The organism is Corynebacterium tuscaniense DNF00037 (assembly GCF_000759055.1).
Taxonomy (GTDB): Bacteria; Actinomycetota; Actinomycetes; order Mycobacteriales; family Mycobacteriaceae; genus Corynebacterium; species Corynebacterium tuscaniense.
Genome location: NZ_JRNG01000051.1, coordinates 1 through 20,612, shown reverse-complemented (window position 1 = coordinate 20,612; position 20,612 = coordinate 1). Strand labels below are relative to the sequence as shown.

12 protein-coding genes and 1 pseudogene are annotated in these 20,612 nt (G+C 67.6%); 11 read left to right on the top strand and 2 right to left on the bottom strand.

Annotation, left to right across the window (positions count from 1 at the left end):
- Positions 1-369, bottom strand: a pseudogene (locus HMPREF2129_RS11270) (hypothetical protein); the annotation flags it as partial.
- A gap of 105 nt (positions 370-474) precedes the next feature.
- Entirely contained in the window at positions 475-750 is a 276-nt protein-coding gene (locus tag HMPREF2129_RS09620; RefSeq protein ID WP_052093109.1) for an anti-sigma factor, read from the bottom strand.
- Between the two features lie 733 nt (positions 751-1,483).
- Here HMPREF2129_RS09620 and HMPREF2129_RS09615 point away from each other — a divergent pair.
- The 11 genes from HMPREF2129_RS09615 to HMPREF2129_RS09555 all read left to right on the top strand — a co-directional run bounded on the left by HMPREF2129_RS09615 (position 1,484) and on the right by HMPREF2129_RS09555 (position 20,590).
- Positions 1,484-1,987, top strand: coding sequence for an ECF transporter S component (locus HMPREF2129_RS09615; protein ID WP_218079185.1), 504 nt, complete (start codon positions 1,484-1,486; stop codon positions 1,985-1,987).
- Between the two features lie 107 nt (positions 1,988-2,094).
- Positions 2,095-4,341 carry an ATP-binding cassette domain-containing protein gene (locus HMPREF2129_RS09610; RefSeq protein WP_232218146.1) on the top strand — a complete coding sequence of 749 codons (2,247 nt, stop codon included), beginning with the start codon at positions 2,095-2,097 and terminating at the stop codon, positions 4,339-4,341.
- 174 nt (positions 4,342-4,515) lie between these two features.
- Positions 4,516-6,288, top strand: a complete 1,773-nt coding sequence (locus tag HMPREF2129_RS10710; protein ID WP_052093108.1) for an AMP-binding protein — start codon at positions 4,516-4,518, stop codon at positions 6,286-6,288.
- 10 nt (positions 6,289-6,298) lie between these two features.
- Complete coding sequence (locus HMPREF2129_RS09590; protein WP_034666021.1) at positions 6,299-12,631, top strand: non-ribosomal peptide synthetase; 6,333 nt, start codon at positions 6,299-6,301, stop codon at positions 12,629-12,631.
- Positions 12,624-13,802, top strand: coding sequence for a saccharopine dehydrogenase family protein (locus HMPREF2129_RS09585; RefSeq protein ID WP_034666009.1), 1,179 nt, complete (start codon positions 12,624-12,626; stop codon positions 13,800-13,802). The genes HMPREF2129_RS09590 and HMPREF2129_RS09585 overlap by 8 nt, the downstream gene beginning before the upstream one ends.
- The gene (locus HMPREF2129_RS09580; protein WP_034666007.1) at positions 13,799-14,842 is read left to right on the top strand and encodes an ABC transporter ATP-binding protein; all 1,044 of its coding nucleotides are present in this window, start codon (positions 13,799-13,801) and stop codon (positions 14,840-14,842) included. Before HMPREF2129_RS09585 ends, HMPREF2129_RS09580 begins: the two co-directional genes overlap by 4 nt.
- Positions 14,839-15,591: an ABC transporter permease gene (locus tag HMPREF2129_RS09575; RefSeq protein ID WP_034666004.1), complete on the top strand. Its 753-nt coding sequence runs from the start codon at positions 14,839-14,841 to the stop codon at positions 15,589-15,591. The genes HMPREF2129_RS09580 and HMPREF2129_RS09575 overlap by 4 nt, the downstream gene beginning before the upstream one ends.
- A complete protein-coding gene (locus tag HMPREF2129_RS09570; RefSeq protein ID WP_034666002.1) occupies positions 15,588-16,325 on the top strand; it encodes an ABC transporter permease in 738 nt (245 codons plus the stop codon). The genes HMPREF2129_RS09575 and HMPREF2129_RS09570 overlap by 4 nt, the downstream gene beginning before the upstream one ends.
- Before the next feature lie 73 nt (positions 16,326-16,398).
- Positions 16,399-17,082, top strand: a complete 684-nt coding sequence (locus HMPREF2129_RS09565) for a class I SAM-dependent methyltransferase (RefSeq protein ID WP_034665999.1) — start codon at positions 16,399-16,401, stop codon at positions 17,080-17,082.
- The gene (locus HMPREF2129_RS09560) at positions 17,079-18,857 is read left to right on the top strand and encodes an ABC transporter ATP-binding protein (RefSeq protein WP_034665997.1); all 1,779 of its coding nucleotides are present in this window, start codon (positions 17,079-17,081) and stop codon (positions 18,855-18,857) included. Before HMPREF2129_RS09565 ends, HMPREF2129_RS09560 begins: the two co-directional genes overlap by 4 nt.
- Positions 18,854-20,590 (top strand): ABC transporter ATP-binding protein, encoded by a 1,737-nt coding sequence (locus tag HMPREF2129_RS09555; protein WP_034665995.1) that lies wholly within the window; start codon positions 18,854-18,856, stop codon positions 20,588-20,590. Before HMPREF2129_RS09560 ends, HMPREF2129_RS09555 begins: the two co-directional genes overlap by 4 nt.
- Positions 20,591-20,612 lie beyond the last annotated feature (22 nt).

Below are 20,612 nucleotides of genomic sequence, written 5' to 3'. Positions count from 1 at the left end.
CGGGAACGCGGGCTCGGTGTAGCGTGCGGACTGCTTCCACAAGCCCCAGAGCTGCCACAAGCACACGATGATGGCCAGTGGCGCGCCGATCCACCAGCTCGCCAGCTGGAACACATCGTTGCCCGTGAGTGCCGTCCACGCCGAGCCGCACGCGAGCAGGCCCATCGAATACATGCCCCACGCCGCCATGTTCTGCTGCCGGGGCGGCTCATTGCGCACACCGATGGTGAATGTGACCAGGAGCCCCGCCGCGATGAGCGCAAAAACGACCTGGGCTACATGAAAACCATGTAACCCAGTCAAACTCGACGCAATCGAGGTTCCCATTAAAGCGCCGGCCCAAGCGGGACCGAACTTTGGCAACGTCATAGCAGTAACGCTAGGCCTGCCACCGCGTCTCATCCACTTTGGGTCGGGGCTTTGTGGTTTTTAGAACGCGAATGGCCTGAAGCGCGCCAAGGGACGGAACTGGGACTAGAGCGTCACGTTGGCCAGCACCGCGCCGGTGGGTTGCGCCGCGCCGACGGCGACTTCCTCGGTTACCAGGACTGAAGCAGTTCCACCGGGCAGCGGCATCCACACGTCGTCGTGGGGTTCTTGGCCGATGACTCCAGCCGATTCCACGGCGCCGTCAGCCATGACTGCCCACACTTGTGCACTCATGCCTTCGTCGAGAGCTGGCTGGCCGTTGACCATGGCGCCGCCCTTGCCCATGTCAGAGCTGATCACGATGTCGAGGCTCGCGCCCATCGCGTCGGCCTGACCTTGACGCGCGTCTGCCTTGGGGATCGAGGACGCAGGCGTGGTGGAAGTATTTGCCGACGTCCACGCCAATGACGAAGTCATAGGCCATGGGTGTGTTCCTCCTAGCGATGAATTAGAAGTTGGACTATTTGAGCTTCATCGCTGGGGGTGGTCGGACATACTTAGTACTGGCATCTACATTACTGTGAGACCTCATACCACCTGGGCTGGGTCAGGTTCCTATTAGCAGTTTGAGTATGTCACTGTCTTCGGCGGCATCACCCCCGGATCATTTTCAGACAGGGGCGGGAATAAGCCATACCGAAGCCAGCGACTAGTTCTACTGTCCTTTCAGACGGAGGGAACGGAAATAAACATAACCCGCCCAATCGGGTGGACAGGCTATGAATCTTCGGTGCCCTGAGGTGGAACTGCTAACAACGAAATGGGGGGGAACGGGGGCAAAGTCAATAATTCGAGTCTGGCATAAGTTGATAAGGATTGCCTAACCTAATACTGTTTCAAGTTATGGTCCCGATCGGGAATCGGCAACGGAAGCGAGGCGGCGACGATGAACAGAAAACGTGGATCGACCAGAGAACCCCTCTCCGGAGGGGGAGTCGGGGACGCGGGCCCGGACGGGACGGGCGACGGCGACGCGGTGGCGTCGCAGACGGACGACGGGCGGTTGGTACACGCCGCACCGGTCGCAGTGGGGGGCCGACCATCCACCCGCGACATGCTCGTCGCCGCCGCGATCGGCGTCGCGGGGTCTCTCATCGTCGTGCCCCTGACCTACCTGCAGGTGTTCGCCGGCATCGCCCACGTTTATCTCGTCGCGGCGACGCTCGGGTTGTGGTTCCTGCCGTGCGTCGTTCCCCTCATCGTCGTCCGCAAGCCTGGCGCGAGCCTCATCGCGTGCCTTGCCATGGGCGTCGTGTCCGCGGCGACCACCCCGTTCGGCGTCGCCGCGATCGGGGCGCTGATCATGGAAGGATTGCTCATCGAGCTTCCGTTCATGGTCACCCTGTACCGGCGGTGGACGCGTCCCCAGTTCGTGGCGTCGGCGATGTTATTCTCCGCGCTGATGGGAACGATGGCCCCGCGTGCCGTCGGCGTCGACTCGCCGACCACGCCCATGGCCCTGATCAGCTTCGCCGTAGCCTTGGCATCGAGCCTGGTGTTTTTGGTCCTGGGCTTTGCCGTCGCAAAGGGGCTCCGCAGCCGCGGGGTCACCCGATGACCGGCGGAGCGCCCGCGTGCGCCGGCGCGACACGCGGGACGGCCCCGGCCCGGTTGCGGGTCAGTGGCGCGGGAGTGCGGCACGCCGATGGGCGATGGGCACCCGACATGGTGGACCTCTCCTTCGATTTCGGCACGATCAACGCCATCACGGGACCCGTGGGATGCGGAAAGACGAGCCTGGCCCACCTCATCGCTGGACTGATACCCTCGCACATCCCCATCGACCATGCCGGATCCGTGCACATCGTCGATGCCGACGGCACCGAATGCCCCGTGGACCGGGACCGGGTCACCTTCGTCGGGCAAGACCCGGCGACGCAGGTGCTCACGCTCCGAGTCGTCGATGACGTGTCCATGGCCCTCGAGTTTTCCCTCGTGGAAGCCGGCATCGTCGCCAAGCGATCAGCCGAGGCCCTAGCGGAGCTCGGGCTGTCAGAGCTCGCGGAGAAGGATCCGTGGGCTTTGTCGGGCGGGCAACGCCAGCGGATGGCCATCGCCGGTGCGGTGGCCAGTGCGCCGGAGGTCATGATCTTCGACGAGCCCGCGGCCCACGTCGACGAGGATGGTCGCCGGTCGCTGTTCGCCGCTATCCGTGAATTGCGGGCTCCGGGGCGCGTCATCCTGCTCATCGAGCACGACCTCCGCCCGTTTGACGGGTGGGTCGACACGGTGACAATCCTTGATGTGGACGGGAGCGTCGCCGCCCAACGAGCGCCGGAGGGCATCGCGGTGAAGGGCATTGCGACGACGGCCGCGACCACCGGAACGCCGGACGACAGTACGCCGGGCACGGGAGCGCCGGACCGTCCCGGTCCGGACCGGCGGCGAAAGTCCCGGAGGGCCGGGAATGGCACCGATCCGGAATCGGAGGCGGATGCCGTTCCACTGCTGGCCTTGACCGGAACCCACGTGGCCCGAGGCGGGGAGAAGATCCTGAACGGGGCCGATCTGACACTGGAACGGGGCGAGATTCATGCCCTAGTCGGCGCCAACGGAGCCGGTAAGTCCACCTTGCTGGCGGTGCTGTCGGGCCAGATGAAGGCGGGAGCGGACCTCCGGATCGACGGCGCGTCCGCCTGGCGCGTCCCCGACGCCTTCGCGTCGTGGGCGTTCCAGAACCCCGAGCACCAGTTCACCCGCGCGACCGTCGCCGCGGAAATCGACTCCGCGCTGGCCGGCACGGACCCGCACGGGCCACTCGGCACCGATGAGCTGCGGAAACTGCGGGAAGCCCTGTTCCCCCGGGCACTTGACCCCGTCTCGCCGTTCGTCCTGTCGGGCGGACAGAAAAGACGGTTGGGCATCTTCCTGGCGGTGGCGGCCAATCGCCGTTTGCTGCTTCTCGACGAGCCGTTGGCGCACCTGGATTCGCCGAGCGCGCGCATCGTGCTGGATGCGCTGGCGGAATACGCCGGGGCCGGCGGAACCGTTGTGTTCACGTGCCACGACCGCCGTGTCGCGCGAACGTGGGCGGATCGGGCGAGCATCGTCGCCGAAGGGAAGGTCGCCTGGTCCGGTCCTGCGGCCGACGTGCCGGCTGCCCCGGAGTCGTCCCGGCGGGATCGCGCACTGCCCGCGGCCGGCGCACGGACGTCCGGGGACGAAAGCCCCTGGACCGGTGAATCCGCCGCTCGGAGGCGCGCGGGGTTGAACGCCATCACGATCGTCGCGGCGGTGATGCTCGTCCTCGTCGCCGGGCTGCTCTCCGGCGGAGACGCCGTTCTCGCGCTGACGGGGGTCGCGTTCCTCGCACTCGCTGCAATCGCGGAGCGCGACGTTCGGGCGACGGCGGGGAAGGTCCTCCTCGTCCTGTTGATCGGGGTGTTCTTCGGCCTGCTCGGGTGGCGCTCCGAGTTCTACGGCGGTGGGGATCCGGCGGAGGCCGTCCGCCACGGCATCCATCACGGACTCCTGCTGACGGCCGTGTTCGCGGGGACGGTCCTGGTCTCCGCGTGCATGCGCGTCGAGGAGCTTTTCGACGCCATGGTGCAACGCTTCCGGGTGCCCTACACATGGTGCACCATAGCGATTTCCGGGGTGAGCATCGCGGCGTTCCTGCGCAGCGAAATCCCCCATCTGACATGGGCGATTAGATTGCGCTCGATGCGACCGGGGCAGTCTTTCCGCTCCGGCTTCATTCGCGCGACGACGCCCGCGCGCATCGCCTTTCCCTTGTTCGTCAGCGCCGTGCGCTGCGCCGAAAAGCTGTCCTTGACCCTGGCGATGCGCAACTTCGGCCGCCATCCGCGGCGCACCTTCCGCACCGATCACCCCTGGCGAGTGCGTGACGGATTCGCGGCCGCAGCGTCCGCCGCGGCCTTCGTCGCCGCCCTGGTGTCCGCAGTGACTTGACGGACGCCCGGAACCGGCGGGTCCCGGGCCCGCGAGCGTTTCCGAGCTTGTGCGGAGACGCGCCCCACCCAGTTGCTTCACCCTTTCAACCCTTCAGACACATCCTCCGGGTCACGCCATGCGGGCCCGGTCCGCCCGGCACCGGCATGGCGCCGACAACCGAAAGAGGTACCAATGAACACGATCCGGACCATCAGCGACGTGCTTCGGGACAAGGCCGATGAGACGAAAAAGGGGATCACCTTCGTCGAGAATCGGCGGGACGTCTTCGTCCCGTATGGCCGGGTCCATGCGGAGGCGGTGGCGGCTGCGACTCGGTTGGCCGAAGCCGGCATCGGCCCCGGTGATCGCGTGATCTTCCAAGTTTCGGAGAACCGCGGGCTCATCCTGGCGTTCTGGGGCTGCGTCTACGCCGGCGCGGTTCCGGCGCTTGCGCCGCCGGTGTCGGGTCCGGTTGACGTCGACAGGGTGCGGACGCTCTCGGACATGATGCCCGGGGCCCCGATCCTGGTCGACGAACGCAGTCACACGCTGCTCACCGGCGCAAACGGTGCCGTGGTCGTGGGCGAGGACCGGCTGCTCGACGTGTCCATCGTCAATGACGCTGCCGCGGAACCGGGTGCGACGATGCCGGGTGATGCTGAATCGGACTTCTCTCAGGCGGGGGACGTGGATTCCGGGGATGGCGCCGGGGCGGTCCCCGCGTTCCCGGTGCGAGGTGGGACGGCCGGCGAAGCCCTCATCCAGTTTTCGTCCGGCTCCACGGGATCGCCAAAGGGCGTCATCGTAACCAACGAGTCCGTGCTGAACGGTCTGCGCGCGACGATCCCACGCCACGCGCACCGGTACGAGAACAAGATGCTCACGTGGCTGCCTTTGACCCACAACCTTTCGCTGATCGGCTTCCACGTCTACGCCCTTTTTCGTGGGTACGACCAGGTGTTGCTGCCGGTTTCAGAGGTGGTCGCCGATCCCCCGAGGTGGTTCGAGGCCGTGACCAGGCACCGGCCGACGGTGACAGTGTGCCCGAACTTCGCGTTCAAGCATTTCCTGCGCCATCTCGAGCGCCGGCCCCTCGGGGATGACCACGGTTACGACTTCTCCAACGTCCAGAAGCTGATGAGCGGTTCTGAACCCATCGACGCTCCATTGGCCCGGAAGTTCCTCGCGGCGATGTCCGCCATGGGCCTCCGGGAGGATGCCCTGACCTCCGCCTACGGAATGTCCGAAGCTTGCCTGCTGGTCACGACCCGGGACATTTACTCGGGTCTGTCCACGGTGCGACTTGATCGGACGGGCATCGCCACGGGGCAGCGTTTCGAGGACATCGAGAGCGAGTCCGGAGCTGAGTTCGTCGCCTTGGGCAAGGCCGTCCCGGGGATCTCGTTGACCATCCGCGATGACGGGGGCAGGGTCCTCGGCGACGGCACCGTCGGTGAAATCCACATCGCCGGCGCTCCGATGACCCGCGCCGCGATCACAGCAGAGGGGATCGTGGAGCACGAGCTCACCGATGACGGGGCGTTCGCAACGGGAGACATGGGCATTCTCCGCGACGGCGAGTTGTTCGTCCTCGGCCGGAAGAAGGACATCATCTTCGTCAACGGCCGGAATTACTATTCGGCTGATTTGGAAGCCGTGCTGGAGAATGCGCTTGACCGCGATGTTGTCGTTCTCGGCCGGAGCAACCCAGCCACGGGCGAAGAGGAGATCGCCGTGTTCTTGGCCAGGCGGACCCCGACCGATCGTAAGGCCGACGATGCGACCGGTGCCGGGCAATCGGACGGGGATGAACCTCCGATCGATGAACAGGCGGTGACCCGGTCCGCGACGACCGAGCTGATGCGCGTCGCCGGGGTGCCCGTCTCCCGGGTTCTGTGGGTCGACGAGCTGCCCGTCGCGTCGAACGGCAAGAAGCTCCGCCGCAAGCTCGAGGCTCTGCTCTGAGGCGATGACGATGACCAATGAAACGATCGCGCCGGCCGTCGCATCTACCGCCGTGGGAGGAGCCCGCACCGGGGCCCGAGTCGCCCCCGAAAGGCTGTCGGAGTCCATCGCCGACGCCATCGGCGTGCACCTGGATTCGGCGGACGTGAAACTCCGCGACCACATCCCGAACTCCCTGACTTTCCTCCAGATGCTGCTGGCGCTGGAGGACGAGTACGGGGTCACCATCGATTACGCGGCGATGGACCCCGGGGTCACGGTCGCTGATTTGGCGGCCGTCATCGACGCCGCCCGGGGTGGCGCTGATGCCGGATCTGCCGCAGGCGCCGCTGCCGGAGCCGACCCCGCTGTGGCGACGGGTGAGTCGGATGACGGCTGTGCCGGCAAAAATGGGGCCGGTCCCGCGGATGCAGTCCCGCTCAATCCAATCCAGACCGCCTACCTGCTCGGCGCGGACGAGGACATCGAGCTTGGCGGCCAAGCGACGTACATCTACGCGGAATCCCGGCACGACTATTCGTTGCCGCAGGTGGAGGAGGCCGTGCGGACGGTCTTCGGGCGTCACGACGTGCTGTTCCATCGGCTCGACGTCGATGCCGGGGTCTTGAGCCCGACCGGCGCGTGCCTCGCCACCGTCGAGGTAGTCGGATCCGGCGACGATGTCGACGCGGCGGTGGGGGAGATCCGTCGGGACATGCGAACCGCGGCGCGATCGTCGAACGAGGACGGTCCCATGGTCGCCGCGAGGCTGCTCGCAGATGCGGGTGGGTGCAGGATGTTCATCTACTTCAACATGATCGTCATGGATGCGGGTTCGGTGTACCTGTTCTTCGACGAGCTCGAATCCCTGCTGGCCGGGGAGCCGCCGGCTCCGGCTTCCAGATATGGGGATGCCCTGGCGGCAATCTCTGCGCGCCGGCGCGACGGGAAACGAGCCGAGGACCTCGCCTATTGGGAGAAGAAGGTCGCAGATCTGCCGCGGCGCCCGGAGTTCCCGACGGCCGTGAGGGGTGACGACGATTGGTCGACCCGGCGCTTGGACACGGTGCTCGACGCGGAGATCACCGCCAAGCTCGGCGAACGGGCCCGCCGCATTGGAGTTACCCTGTCATCGCTGGTAATGGCCGTCAACGCCGCCGTCGTCTGCAGGTGGCTGCCCGAATCGGCGTTGACGGTCAACGTGACTGTCAGCGAACGCAGCGGCCTCGCCGCGGGCACGAGGGTGATGGGAGATTTCACTTCATCGATGCTCGTCGGCGTCGACGCCGGGAGAGCCGCGACCATCGACGGGTTGGCGGAGACGATCGACCTGGACATCCGCGAAGGGCTGTCCCACCGCGGCGTTTCCGGTGTGGAGGTGCTACAGCGATTCCTCCGGGACGCGGCCAATCAGACCCAGGCCACTGCTCCGGTGGTGTTCACCAGCTACCTCGGCGGCGAGCGGGGCAGCGGGCGCAGCCCGGTCATCGAACGCATCTACACGCAAACCGCGCAGGTGTGCCTCGACATCCAAGTGATGCCGGCATCGGGCGGGATGACGTTGTCGTGGGACGTGGTCGACGATTACTTCCCTGCGGTAGATGCGATGTTCGGGGCCGTTGCGGAGGCCCTGGACGTGGTGGCGGAGGGGGGAGAGGCTCTGCCCATCCGTCATGCGGAGACGGAGGGGGCCGTCGCCCGCTACAACGACGCTGCGGGCCCGATCCACGATGACACCCTGGTTTCGCTTGTCGAAGCCGCATACGCGGCGACTCCGGACGCGCCGGCCGTGCGCCTCGCCGCCCGGGGCATCTCGTACACCTACGCAGAGGTCTGGGCCCGGGCCGGACGCATCGCCCGCCATCTCTCAGATTCCGGCGTCGGGGCGGGGGACGCGGTGATCGTGCGCTACACCAAGCATCCCGACGACATCGTCAACATGGTCGGCGCATTGCGTGCGGGAGCCGCATTCGTGCCCGTCGACGCGGGCATGCCGGCCCAGCGACAGGAATACGTCGTGGAAGCCTCAGGTGCGTCGGGCCCGATTCTGGACACCGGCGTGATCGATGAACTGGACCGAAGCGGAGTGGCGGGCGTCGGCAAGCCCGCAGCCGCGGAAGTCTGCGACCGCGCGGGCAGCGCGGGTGCGCACCCTTCGCTTGGCACTGCCCCTGACGACCTTGCCTACGTCATCTTCACCTCGGGGACGACAGGCCGGCCAAAGGGTGTGCGGATCAGTCACCGCAACTGCATCAACACCATCCTCGACGTGAACCGGCGGTATGGGGTCACCTCCGCCGATCGCATCATCGGATTGTCGTCGCTGGGATTCGACCTGTCGGTCTACGACGTGTTCGGGGCGTTTGCGGCAGGCGCGACGGTGACGATGGTCGGAGACGAGCGCGACGCCGATGAAATCCTCGACGTCTTGCGGGAAGAGCGGGTCACGCTGTGGAACTCCGCGCCCGCCCTTTTGGAACTCGCCCTGGTCCGGGCGGCGGACGACGACGTGTTCCCGGATGTGCGCACCGTATTGCTCAGTGGCGATCGCATCGCAGCGGGGCTTCCGGCGCGCGCCATGGACATGTTCCCGAACGCGTCGATTAATAGCCTCGGCGGTGCGACCGAAGGAAGCATTTGGTCCATCCACTGCCCGCTGCAACGCGACAGCTTGGAAAACCGCATTCCCTACGGGTACCCGCTGGCGAACCAGGGCATCCACGTGCTCGCGCCCGACGGGGTGCATTGCCCCGTCGGCGTGCCGGGGGAAATCCACATCAGCGGTCTCGGCGTCGCGCAGGGGTATGCGGCCGATCCGGAGCGGACCGCTGCCGCCTTCGGGGATGTCCCAGGCATCGGGCGCTGCTACCGGACCGGAGACGTGGGCATCTTCAACGCGGAGGGTTTCGTGGAATTTCTCGGCCGCCGCGATCGTCAGGTGAAAATCGCGGGCTTCCGCGTCGAACTCGGAGAAATCGAATCGGTCCTCGAGCGGTCCGGCCTGGTGACCGCGTCGATGGCGGCGGTCGTCGAATCGGGCGGTCGGGGACTCCTGGCGTGCCTTTACGTTCCGGCGGACGACATGACCGGCTCGCGGGATGCCGTCCGGGCCGAGCTCGCCCGCTGCTTGCCAGCGTACATGGTACCGACGGTCCTGCTACCCGTGGCGCACCTGCCCGTCACCGTCAACGGGAAACTGGATCAGGAGGAAATTCGTAGGCACGTCGGAGCCGCTGGCGGCGGGGCAACGGCCGATGGCGAGGTCGCCGGGGCGGAGTCCGGAGCCGCGGGCGCGGCTGGTTCCGCCGCCGCCCCCGGGGCGATCGAGTTGGTGTCCGGAGTCTTCGACGAGATCCTCGGGGAAGCCCCGTCGACGAGTGCGGCGGATCCGGCGTGCGGCGCGGGAGAGTCCTTCTTCCGCCGTGGCGGCGATTCCCTGCAATTCCAGGTTATGATGCGCGCGATCCGACAGAAGACGGGCGTCCGGCTCCGTTTCCGCGACGTCATCGCCGACCCGACCATCGCTCACATCGCCGGCCTTGTCTCGGAGGCCATGCGGGAGTCCGGTGCCGAGTCTGAAGCCGTCGCCGAGGCAGTGTCTTCCCTCGATTGTGCCGGCGGTGCCGGTTCAGCCGCAGGAGGCGCCAGGGAATCCTCCGCGAGTGCCCACGGGAAGGATCCGGTGGAACAATTCGGGGACGACCCCCACGCGCCGTTCCCCCTGACCGACATGCAGAAGGCCTACTACGTCGGCCGGAACTCCGGGTTCGAGCTGGGCGGCGTCACCGAGCACTACTACATCGAATCCGTCACCGAACCCGGTACCGACATCGACCGCCTGGAGGACGCCCTCGACAACCTCATCCGCAGGCATCCGATGCTGCGCGTCGTGTTCACCGCACAAGCCACGCAGCGGATCCTGCCGGAGGTTCCGCGCTACCGCATTGCCGTCGCCGACTACCGGGCCGCCGATGAGGCGACCGTGGTCGAGGCGGTGCGGCGCAAGCGCGATGAGCTGAGCCACCAGGTATTCGATCTGGGCAGCTGGCCCTTGTTCCATCTGTCGGCGTTCGCGCTCCCGGACGGGCGGCACCGCCTGTTCTTCAGCGTGGACATGATCATCGGAGACGGGGCGAGCCAACGGATTTTCATCGACGACCTGGACAAGCTGTACCGGGGAACGGAGCTTCCGCCCGTCACCGGCGACTACCGCACGTACGTCTTGGAGATGAAGCGCCGGGAGGCTTCGGCGGTCGGGCGCGGCGATGAGACGTTGACTCGGACGGTGGTCGAGGACTTCCCGCCCGGCAACACCCTTCCATCAATCGGTGCGGCCGCGGACGTGGATGTGCCGCGGATGCGTCGCCTGTCGCACACGTTCACCGCTGCGGAAACCGCACTGTTGCGGGAACGGGCCAGCGCCGCCGACGGCAGCGTGTCCGCACTGCTTCTCGCCTGCTATGCGACGAGCCTGTCGCTGTGGTCGAGGGGGGATTCGGTCGGCATCAACATCACCACGTACAACCGTGATCCCGAAATCGCCGACTTCGCCGGCGTCTTCGGTGATTTCACCGGCGTCATTCTGATGCCGGTGAAAGCGGCCGCCGACTATGACCTCCGTTGGTGGACGGCGGAACTGCGCGACCGGCTGCTCGGGCACATGGCGGCCGGGTACTCCGGGGTGTCGTTGCTCGGCGCCATCGCGCGCCACCGGGGCCTACCCGTCGGACAGGCCATCGCGCCGTTCGTGTACACCTCGTTGCTGTTCGGCAATGGTTCCGCGGCAGGCGATGGCTCGGGCAGGGGTGCCCACGTCCTGGGTGACGTCGATTACGCCATCTCCCAGACCCCGCAGGTGTTGTTGGACAACCAAGTGATGGAGGTCGGCGGGCGTATCAACGTCGCCTGGGATTTCGTCGAGCAGATCCTGGAACCGGAACTGGTGGAGGACATCTTCGACCACTACATCAGGTCGGTGTCGGGCTTCGCCGGGGGCTGCCCCGAAGCGGCGCCGCTGAGCGTCGGCCAGGTTCGGCGCCTGCGCCTGGCGGTCGGGGGCACTTCTTCCAGCGGTGGGGCGATCGGCGACGGCGTCGCGGGCGCGTCATCGGCGGAGCGCGACAGGTCGGGCGCGATCTCGAGGACCGCATCCGGGGACCTGATGGGCCGAGTTCGCGAATACCTGACGGTCATCACCGGGATGGTCCGGGCCGACCTAGGCGGCGCCGAAGCCGGCGCGGACGACGACCTGTTCCTCCTCGGCTACGACTCCCTGGGATTCGTGAATCTGATGCAGCGGATTCAGGACATGACTGGGGCGTCGGTGCCGCTCGCGGAAGCGCTGGCCAAGCCGACGCCACGTGGCGTGGCCGAGCTCGTCGGCCAGTCGACGGCCACGCCGACCGACCGGCGGGACGCGGATGACCCCGGCGCGTCGGCCGCGGACCGTTCGCTGGTCCTATTGCGCAGCGGCGATGAGGCGCGCCCGATCTTCCTCGTCCACGGCGGATTCGGCACCGTCGACATCTACCGAGACCTGGCCCTCGCGATCCCCGGTGGCGGGCAGGTGTGGGGCGTCGGCTTCGCGGAGTTCGAGAGACCATTCCCCCACGTCATCGGCATCGGCGACATCGCGGCCCACTACTCGGGCCGGGTCCGCGAGGTGCTCGTCGACGGTGCCGCCCCGGCGATCGTCGGATGGAGCCTCGGCGGCACCATCGCGGCCGAGATGGTGCTCCGTTTGGCCGATCTTGATCCCGCGCTGGTGTTTCTCGACAGCCTGGCTCCGGGGATCGCGGTCGACGTCGGGGATTTCGGCGCGGAATCCGAAAAGGGGCTGCTGTCCCGGGTGGCGCCCTCGATCGCCGATCTCCCGCACGGAACGCCGGTTGCCCGCCTCTGGGCGGAGTTCGGCGGGGTCGATGAGACCGACGGGGAACGGGGGGCCCGTCTGCGTGCCCTGGCCGCAGCAGTCGCACCGACGCTCCTGGAGGACCTTGGGCTTTCCGGCGACCGGGTGACGGCGACGGAGTTCAACTCGCTGCGCTCGCTCATCGATGCCCGCACCCGGTACCGGCCCGAGGGTCGGGTGAGGGAGGCGTTGTTCGTTCTCCCCGATGACGGCGAGGCTCACAACCACGACCAGTGGCGGGACCACCTCGTCGATGACCTCTGCGTCGCCGGCGTCGCGGGAAACCACTATTCGTTCGTCCTCGGAGAGGATGCCGCGCTGACCGGGGCCCTCATCGGGGAGTACATCGAACGCCGGCGCCAGGCGCCGGAAACGGACGACAGGGCAGCGGACCCGTCGTCCGAAGGAATCGACCGGTCGCGGGACCGGGGAAACGAGATGGAACATGACTGACCGACGAAACGGCGGGGAAGCACGGGACCGCGACGCGGGCGAACCCGTGAAAGTGCTGGTGGCCGGAGGTACCGGCGTCACCGGACGGCTCGTCCGGGGGATGCTCGGCGTCGTCGATGGGATTGAGCTGGCCTACACTTCCCGGCAGAAACCGGACGATGGCCCGGGGCGGCACTTCCCGCTGAGGATCGCCGCCGGCCACAACGAGATCTGCAGGGTCTTCCGCAAACACGATTGGGTGGTCAACTGCACCGGCCCGTTCGAGGTGCATGCAGACTCACTCGCCCGTGCTTGCATCGACTCAGGCACCGGGTACATCGACGTCAACGATTCGATCGACGCCCGCCGCGCGATCATGGCCCTCGACGGGGATGCTCGGCGGGAGGGGGTTCCCGTGCTCACCGGGTTCGGCCTGTGCCCGGGCTTGTCGACGGCCCTGTTGATGCTCGGGGCCCGCGCTGCGGGGGCCGAAGAGGTCCGCGATGTGCGGGTCGATCTGCGAATTGGCGCCGACCAGGAATCCGGGGCCGCGTCGGTCGAGTCGATGTTCCGGACTATCCGCGGCGGATACCGCACGATGCTCGGCGGCACCATCGTCGAGGTGCGGCGCAACCCGGTGTCGTCGCAAAGCGGAATCAGCTACGAATGCCCGGACATCGACGTCGTACGCGAGGTGTGCCCCTCGATCCGTGGATATTCCTACCACGTCGCCTTCGATGCCCTCCCCGATGAGTCGGTGGAGAAAATCCGCACGTCGAGACTGTACTCGATGCCCGTTGTCTCCGGTCTGCTCGCCCGTCTCGGGGCGGCCGTGACATCGCGGAAGGCGCGGGCGAAGGGCACTCCGCAACCCGCCGAGCTGGTCGTCGCACTGTCCTCCGCCGGCGCGGGCGATGCGGGGCCGGCGGCCGAGACGACCGTCGTCCGGGCGACCGGCCCGGGTTCCTACAAAATGACCGCGGCGATTGCTGCCGCCACCGTTGTGGCGGTCGCGGGGAAGCCGGTCGCGCCGGGGTGCCGGGATCTCGTCGGCCACCCCCGGCTCCTCGAACCGGTCCTCGCCTTCGCCCGCGATGCGGGCATCCATATCGAGGTGCCACATGACAACCCGACCACGGGGCCGCTGCCGACAGCGGCCCACTGTGATACCAAAGAAAAGGGGAAACGATGACGGATCAAGCTGAACGAGGTGCGGCGATCGTCGTCCGCGACCTCACGAAGAGCTACCCGATTGCGGGCAAAGCGGGCACCCCGCCCGAAGGCGGGGCAGGTGCCCCGCCGGACGGCGGGCGCAAGGGAAAGCGCGGTGCCCGGATGCGCAAGCATGTGCTCGACGGCGTGAGTTTCACCGTGCCCACCGGGGCGATCGTGTCGTTCCTCGGCCACAACGGTGCAGGCAAGACCACCCTCATCCGAATCCTGTCGACGCTCATCACCGCCGACTCCGGCGAGGTGAGCATCTTCTCGCGCGACGTGAAAGAGGACCCGGCGGGCGTGCGCGCTGACATTGCCACCACCGGCCAATTCGCGGCGATCGACGAGAACCTCACCGGCCGGGAGAACCTGGAGTTCTTCGGGCGGCTGCGCGGACTCGACCGCGCCGCCGCGGCCGCCCGCGCGACGGAACTGCTCGCGCAATTCTCGCTCGCAGACAGTGCCTCGACGCTGGCGTCGGCCTATTCGGGTGGCATGCGGCGCCGCCTCGACATCGCCGCGTCGCTGTGCGTCGTGCCCAGGCTGCTGTTCCTCGACGAACCCACGACGGGGCTGGACCCGGTCAGCCGCGAAGAGCTGTGGGGCTTCATCCGGCAACTGCGGGACGACGGAATGACCCTGGTGCTGACCACCCAGTACCTGGAAGAGGCGGAGGCGCTGGCAGACCACGTCCATCTGCTCAAGGATCGCCGCATCGTCGCCAGCGGAACGCCGGAGGAATTGCGCCGCGCCTTCGGGTCGCACGTGCTCCGCGTGTCCTTCGCCACCGCCGCCGAGGCGGAGGCGTTCGCCCGCTGCCTCGGGGGAACGTGCCTGGACGGCGCCCGCGTCGCGGGGAAGTCGGTGTCCCTCGACGTCGACCCCGGACCGCGGGTCCTCGAGGCGGTGGCGCAGGCGATGGAGGCCTCGGAAGCGTTGCCGGATTCGCTGAGCGTGTCGCCGCCCACCCTCAACGAGGTGTTCATATCGATGAACGCAGGGGGTGCGGCGCGATGAGTGCGACGTCGGTCGCGGCGTTTCTCCGTCGGGATCTGCTGCTGTTGCGACGCAACACCGCGTCGCTGATCTCCATGTTCGTGGTTCCGCCCCTCTTCCTGCTGTGCCTGTACGCGGTGTTCGGGTACTCGGCGGAGCAATCCGGCTTCGGGTACCTGCGTTTCGTGCTCGGCGGCTGCCTGTTCCAGGCGGCGATGTTCACCGCCGCGGCGTCGGCGATGGCGGTGGGACAGGACGTCGAATCCGGGCTCGTTGACCGCGTGCGCGTGTTGCCCGGGGCCACAGGCGGCTATGTCGCCGGCAGGCTCGTCACCGATGTGCTGCGGATGTCCGCGTCGATCGCGGCGCTGCTGGTCGTCGCGTGGGCCTGCGGCCTCGACATGGCTGTCGGTGACGTCGCGTGGACTGTCCTGTGGTCGCTGCTCGCCGCGGCGGTCCTGTCCCTGGTCACGGACGGGGTGATCCTGATGGTGCCCGCCCCGGTGTCGACGGCCTCATCGATCCAGGCGCTGGAAATGCTGCTGCTCATGTTCTCCACCGCGTTCATTCCGGCGACCGCTTTGGACGGCTCCCTTCGCGACGTCGTGCGCCACATGCCTTTTTCGCCGGTGATCGAGGTGATTAGGGCGGCGTCCCCGGACGCCTTCCCGGATCGCGCCGGGGAAGAGGCCGCCCTGTGGCTCGGTGTCGCGGCGGTCGCCGGAATCGTCCTGTTCATCCGCCGGTTCACCTCGAGGAGCGAATCATGATTGGCGCCATCTTCGTGCATCTGCGGCGCATCGCCCACATTTGGCTGCGGCGCCCCGACTTCTGGTTCATGACGTTGATTGCTCCGCTCGTGTACCTGTTCATCGTCAACCGCATGTTCGGTGGCCTGGTCAGGCAGCTCACCGGAGAGTTCGAACTCCGGAACGCGGTCATCCTGGTCGTGACGGCGTGGGCGTTCATCCTGGCCATCACGGGATCATCCACCGTGTTCGTTGAACGCAGCAATGGCTTCCACGAGCGGTTGATCACCATGCCGGCGCCGTACGCGGCCGTGCCGGCCGCACGGATCATTGCCGAGTTCATCCGGATCATGGCGATGACGGCCGTCGTCGCGGCGGTGGCCGCCTTGCTTTCCGACGGCCCACCGGAAGTGTCCTGGTGGTGGAGGATCGCGGTGACCGGCGCGATGGTTGCCGCGGCGGCCGCATGCACCGGCACGTACATCGCGTTCTCCATCACCAGCCCCCAGGGTTCCGTGGCCCTCATCCCGTTAATCATCGTTGCGATGTTCGTCAACACGGTGCTCATGCCCGCCGACCACTTCCGTCCCCTCCTGCGCGGAATCGCCGGGCACACCCCCGTATCCGCGGCCGGCGAGGCCGTCAACGGCACCGGGGCTGCGGGTCTGGTGGTCTGCGCGGCCTGGTTCTTAGGCATCGCCGTGCTCGCGGCGTGGGGCATCGCCGTGAAAACGAGGCCGGGGGAGTCTGCATGACGGCCCGCGAATCCGAGCATCTAACCCGAAACCGCCGCGTGGACGCGGCCCACACACCCGGAGACAGAACCAGATGAAGTCGATCGCCCAGATCGTCCAGAACAACCGCAGGCTCCTCGCGGCCTACGAGGACAAGGTCCAGCCGAGGTTCCTAAGCCGCTATGCGCGCGAACCGATGGACGCCGCCGCCGTGTACCGGAAGCTCCGTGCGCTGGATCCCGGGCCGGATGCGCCGGCCCGGGTCCTCGACCTCGGTTGCGGAACCGGGTGGCTCGCCCGCACGCTCGCCGCTGAGTCTCGCTATCGCAGGGCGAGCATCGTCGGCTACGACCTGTCGCCCAATGCGATCCGCATCGCCCGCGAACGCGCCGCCGCCGACGGGCTTGGGGCCCGGACGGAATTCCACGTTGCCGACATCCTCACGCCGCTCGCGGGAGAGCCCGGCGGGGCCTGTGAAATCTGGGTGTGTGGCGCGCTCCACCAAATGAAGGATGCGGGAGCCGCGCTCGGCAGGGTCTCCGGGCTGCTCGCCGACGGCGGCATCGCTTACGTGCAGACGTTCGTCGAGGATCCCGACGTGAACGAGCGGGTCGACATGGCCGTCATGGCGAAGATGGGCCACCGGGTGTTCCGGGGCAGCGAGCTCGAGGACCTCGCCGAAGCCAACGGGCTGAAGCTGGACGGAGCCTCACGCGCCGGCATGGTGTATTTCTGCACTCTCGCGAAGAAAAGCGCGATCGGGGAGGCGGGGAAGTGAGCGCCGTGGACGGGACCGTAGGCCCGTGGTCGCTGCTCGCCCCGATTCGGACCCGGATGCGTGCGGTGGTCGCGTTATCCGTCCTGTCGTCGGTGGCTACCGTCGCTTCGCTGGTCGGCATCATCGACATCGCGATGACGTACCCGGAGGCCCCGGTGCATCGGACGTGGTTGGCCGTGGTTGTCATCGTCGTCGCCGCGACGGTGCGCATGGCTGCGGACGGCGCTGCCGGCATTCTTTCGCACCGGGCGGATAACGACCTGCAGCTCCACCTCCGGCGCCGGTTGGTTGCCCATATCCGGAAGCTGCCGCTGGGTTGGCTGGACGCCCGGCGCTCGTCGGGGATCATCGGGTCGGTTGAGAAGGACGTCGCGGCCGTCCACCAGCTCATGGGCCACACCGTCGGCGAGACCGTGGTGGCGGTGCTGGTTCCCCTGCTTTCCCTCATCGCGCTCGTCGCGGTCGATTGGCGGATCGCGGCGGTGGCGGTCGTCCCGGTGCTGGTCACCTTCGCCCTGATGGGCGTGATGATTTCGCGCGGAGCCGGTCTTCAGCGCGACTACGAGCGAGCCTCTGAAAAAGTGACGGCTGCGGTCATCGAGTTGGTGCGCGGCATCCCGGTGATGAAGTCCTTCGGACGCGCCAGCCAGGGCGCGGGCCGCTACGATGCCGCGGCGTCGTCGTTCGTCCGCGCGTGGTCCGCCTGGTCCCGGCAGTCGAACATCTATCTCGGGCTCATCGACGTGGTGACGTCCCCGATCACGGTCCTCGCAGTGGTGTGCGGCGCCGGCCTCGCTTTGAGGGACACCGCGGGCGGCAAACCGGAGGGTCTCGTCGCCGGGCTGGTTCTCGGCCTTGGACTCTCCGCGGCGATCGTGAGGGTGGCTATGAACTCCGAACCCATCATCGCGGGGATCGCCGCCCTGAAGTCCATCGCGGAGGTGCTGGGCACGCCGCCGATCGCCGAGCCCGCCGATCCGGTGCCCGCGCGCGGAGGCGCGCTCGAGGTCCGGAACCTGGTCTTCTCCTACGGCGATGGGCCGCGGGTCCTCGACGGGATGTGCGCGACGTTCGAACCAGGGACCCTCACTGCGCTGGTGGGGTCCTCCGGTTCCGGAAAGTCCACCGTCGCCCGGCTGTTGGCGCGTTTCCACGACCCCGTTGAAGGCTCGGTGCTGCTGGGCGGCGTCGATCTTCGCGACATCGCCGTGCGCGACGTGCACCGCTCGGTGTCGGTGGTGTTCCAAGATCCGCAGTTGTTCACGCTGCCGTTGCGGGAGAACATCCGGCTGGCCAGGAGAGACGCCACCGACGACGAAATCATGGCGGCCGCGAAGCTCGCGAACCTCGATGCGGTCATCGCGGCGCTGCCGAAGGGCCTGGATTCGGTGGTCAACGTCGACGTGACCTTTTCCGGTGGTGAGGCGCAGCGCGTGGCCATCGCGAGGTCGATTGTTACGGACGCGCCGGTGCTCATCTTCGACGAGGCAACCGCTTACGCGGATCCGGCTTCCGAGGCCCTCATCCAGTCCGCAATCGAGCGTTTGGCCCGTTCGCGGACGGTGATTGTGATCGCGCACAGGTTGAGCACGATCCGCAACGCCGACCGCATCCTCGTTCTCGATGGGGGAGCGGTCGCGGAGGCGGGTACCCACGACGAGTTGCTTGCGCGCGGTGGCCGCTACCGGGATTTGTGGCGCGCGTTCGCGCTCGACGACGAACCATCCGCCCCGCGGGGCACTGAATCAGACGATGAAAAGGCGGCAAACCGATGATTCGGGACTTGTGGTCGATGACGGATCGGCGCTCGAGAATGACGCTGGTGTGGCTCATTGCGTTGGCCACGCTTGCCGCGCTGGCCCAGGGAGCGGCGTTCGTCGCGCTGCTGCCGCTGCTGTCGGCTCTGGCCGAGGGAGATGATGCGACGGCGTGGCGTTTCACCGGCGTCATCGCCGGCCTCGCGGCCGCCCATGCGGTGTTGTCCCTCGCCGCGGGGACAGTTGGCAGGGCGAATTCCGCAGCGGTGCTGTCGTCCCTGTTGCGTTCCCTGGGCGAACGCGTGCTGACGTTGCCACTCGGGTACGTCACCAAGTCCACGGCCGGCCGCTTCTCGGAGATGGCGTCGTCGGGCATGGCGTTCGCGGCGTCCGTGCCGCACGTGATCCTGCGGCCCGTCATCGCCGCTGTGGTTACGCCGACCGTCATCGCTCTCGGAATTCTGGCGATGGATTGGCGCGTCGGGTTGGTTCTCGTCGCGTCGGCGCCGGTGATCTTCTTCGCCTACCGGGCCATTGGCCGGGTCGGCGGGGAGTCGGACGAAGCGCATGCTGACGCCGTCGCTGCCGTCTCCGGCAGGCTGATCGAGTTCACCCGCGGCCAGCAGGTGATTCGCGCCGCGGGCGACGGTTCGGCGGCGGACGCGATGGTGGATGAGGCGATCCGGGCCCAACACGATGCGTTCGCGAAGGCGACGTCGACGCAGGGGGCGGCCATCGGACGGTTGGGTTCGGTCGTCCATGCGGTGTTCACGGCGGCGGTGGTCGTCGCCGTGGCGGTCGCCGCGACGGGCGGGATGGCGCCGGCGCATTTGGCGCCGATACTCATCGTGGTCGTCCAGTTCACCGAACCGATCACCACGGCGGGAGCGTTGTCCGGCGGTTTCGGCGCGGGCCGCAACACGTTGGCTGCGTTGCGTGACCTGCGGGCGATCCCCGCCCTTCCTGAACCTGCCGCACCGGAGCTGCCCGACGGGCATGACGTGGAGTTCCGCGGCGTGAGCTTCGGGTACGGGGATAAGAAGGTTCTCGACGGCGTCAGCTTCCGTGCACCTCAGGGAGCGCTGGTCGCCATAGTGGGACCTTCGGGGGCGGGCAAGACGACGGTCATGCGGCTGCTGTCGCGGTTTCATGATCCGGACTCGGGGGAGATCCTCATCGGCGGGGTGCCCTTGCCTCGGATCGGCACCGACGGCGTGAACTCGCTGGTGACCCCGGTGTTCCAGGAGACGTTCCTTTTCGACGCGTCCGTGCGGGACAACGTGGTCTTCGCCGACCCCGGATTCGGTTCCGGGCCCGGTGACGGGGACCGCTTGCGCGAGGCCGCCCGGCGTTCCGGGGTGGACCGCATCGTGGAGCTGCTGCCTTCCGGGTGGGATACCCCGGTGGGGGAGGAGGGGACGCTGCTGTCGGGAGGCGAGCGGCAGCGCGTCGCCATCGCCCGGGCGCTTCTGAAGGATTCCCCGGTGGTGCTTTTCGACGAGCCGACGTCCTCGCTGGATGCGGCCACTGAGCGGGCGATTGTCGGCACGATGGAAGCGTTGCGCGGCGATCACACTGTGATCGTCGTCGCCCATCGCCTGCACACCATCCGCGATGCCGACCTCATCGTCGTGCTTTCGGAGGACGGGACGGTCGCAGAACGGGGCACGCACGATGAATTGCTGGCGAAGGGCGGCCGCTACGCCGAGTCGTGGACCACCACGACGACGGCATCGGAGAAGCGCGGATAGCTAGTTCATCTCGCACCAGATT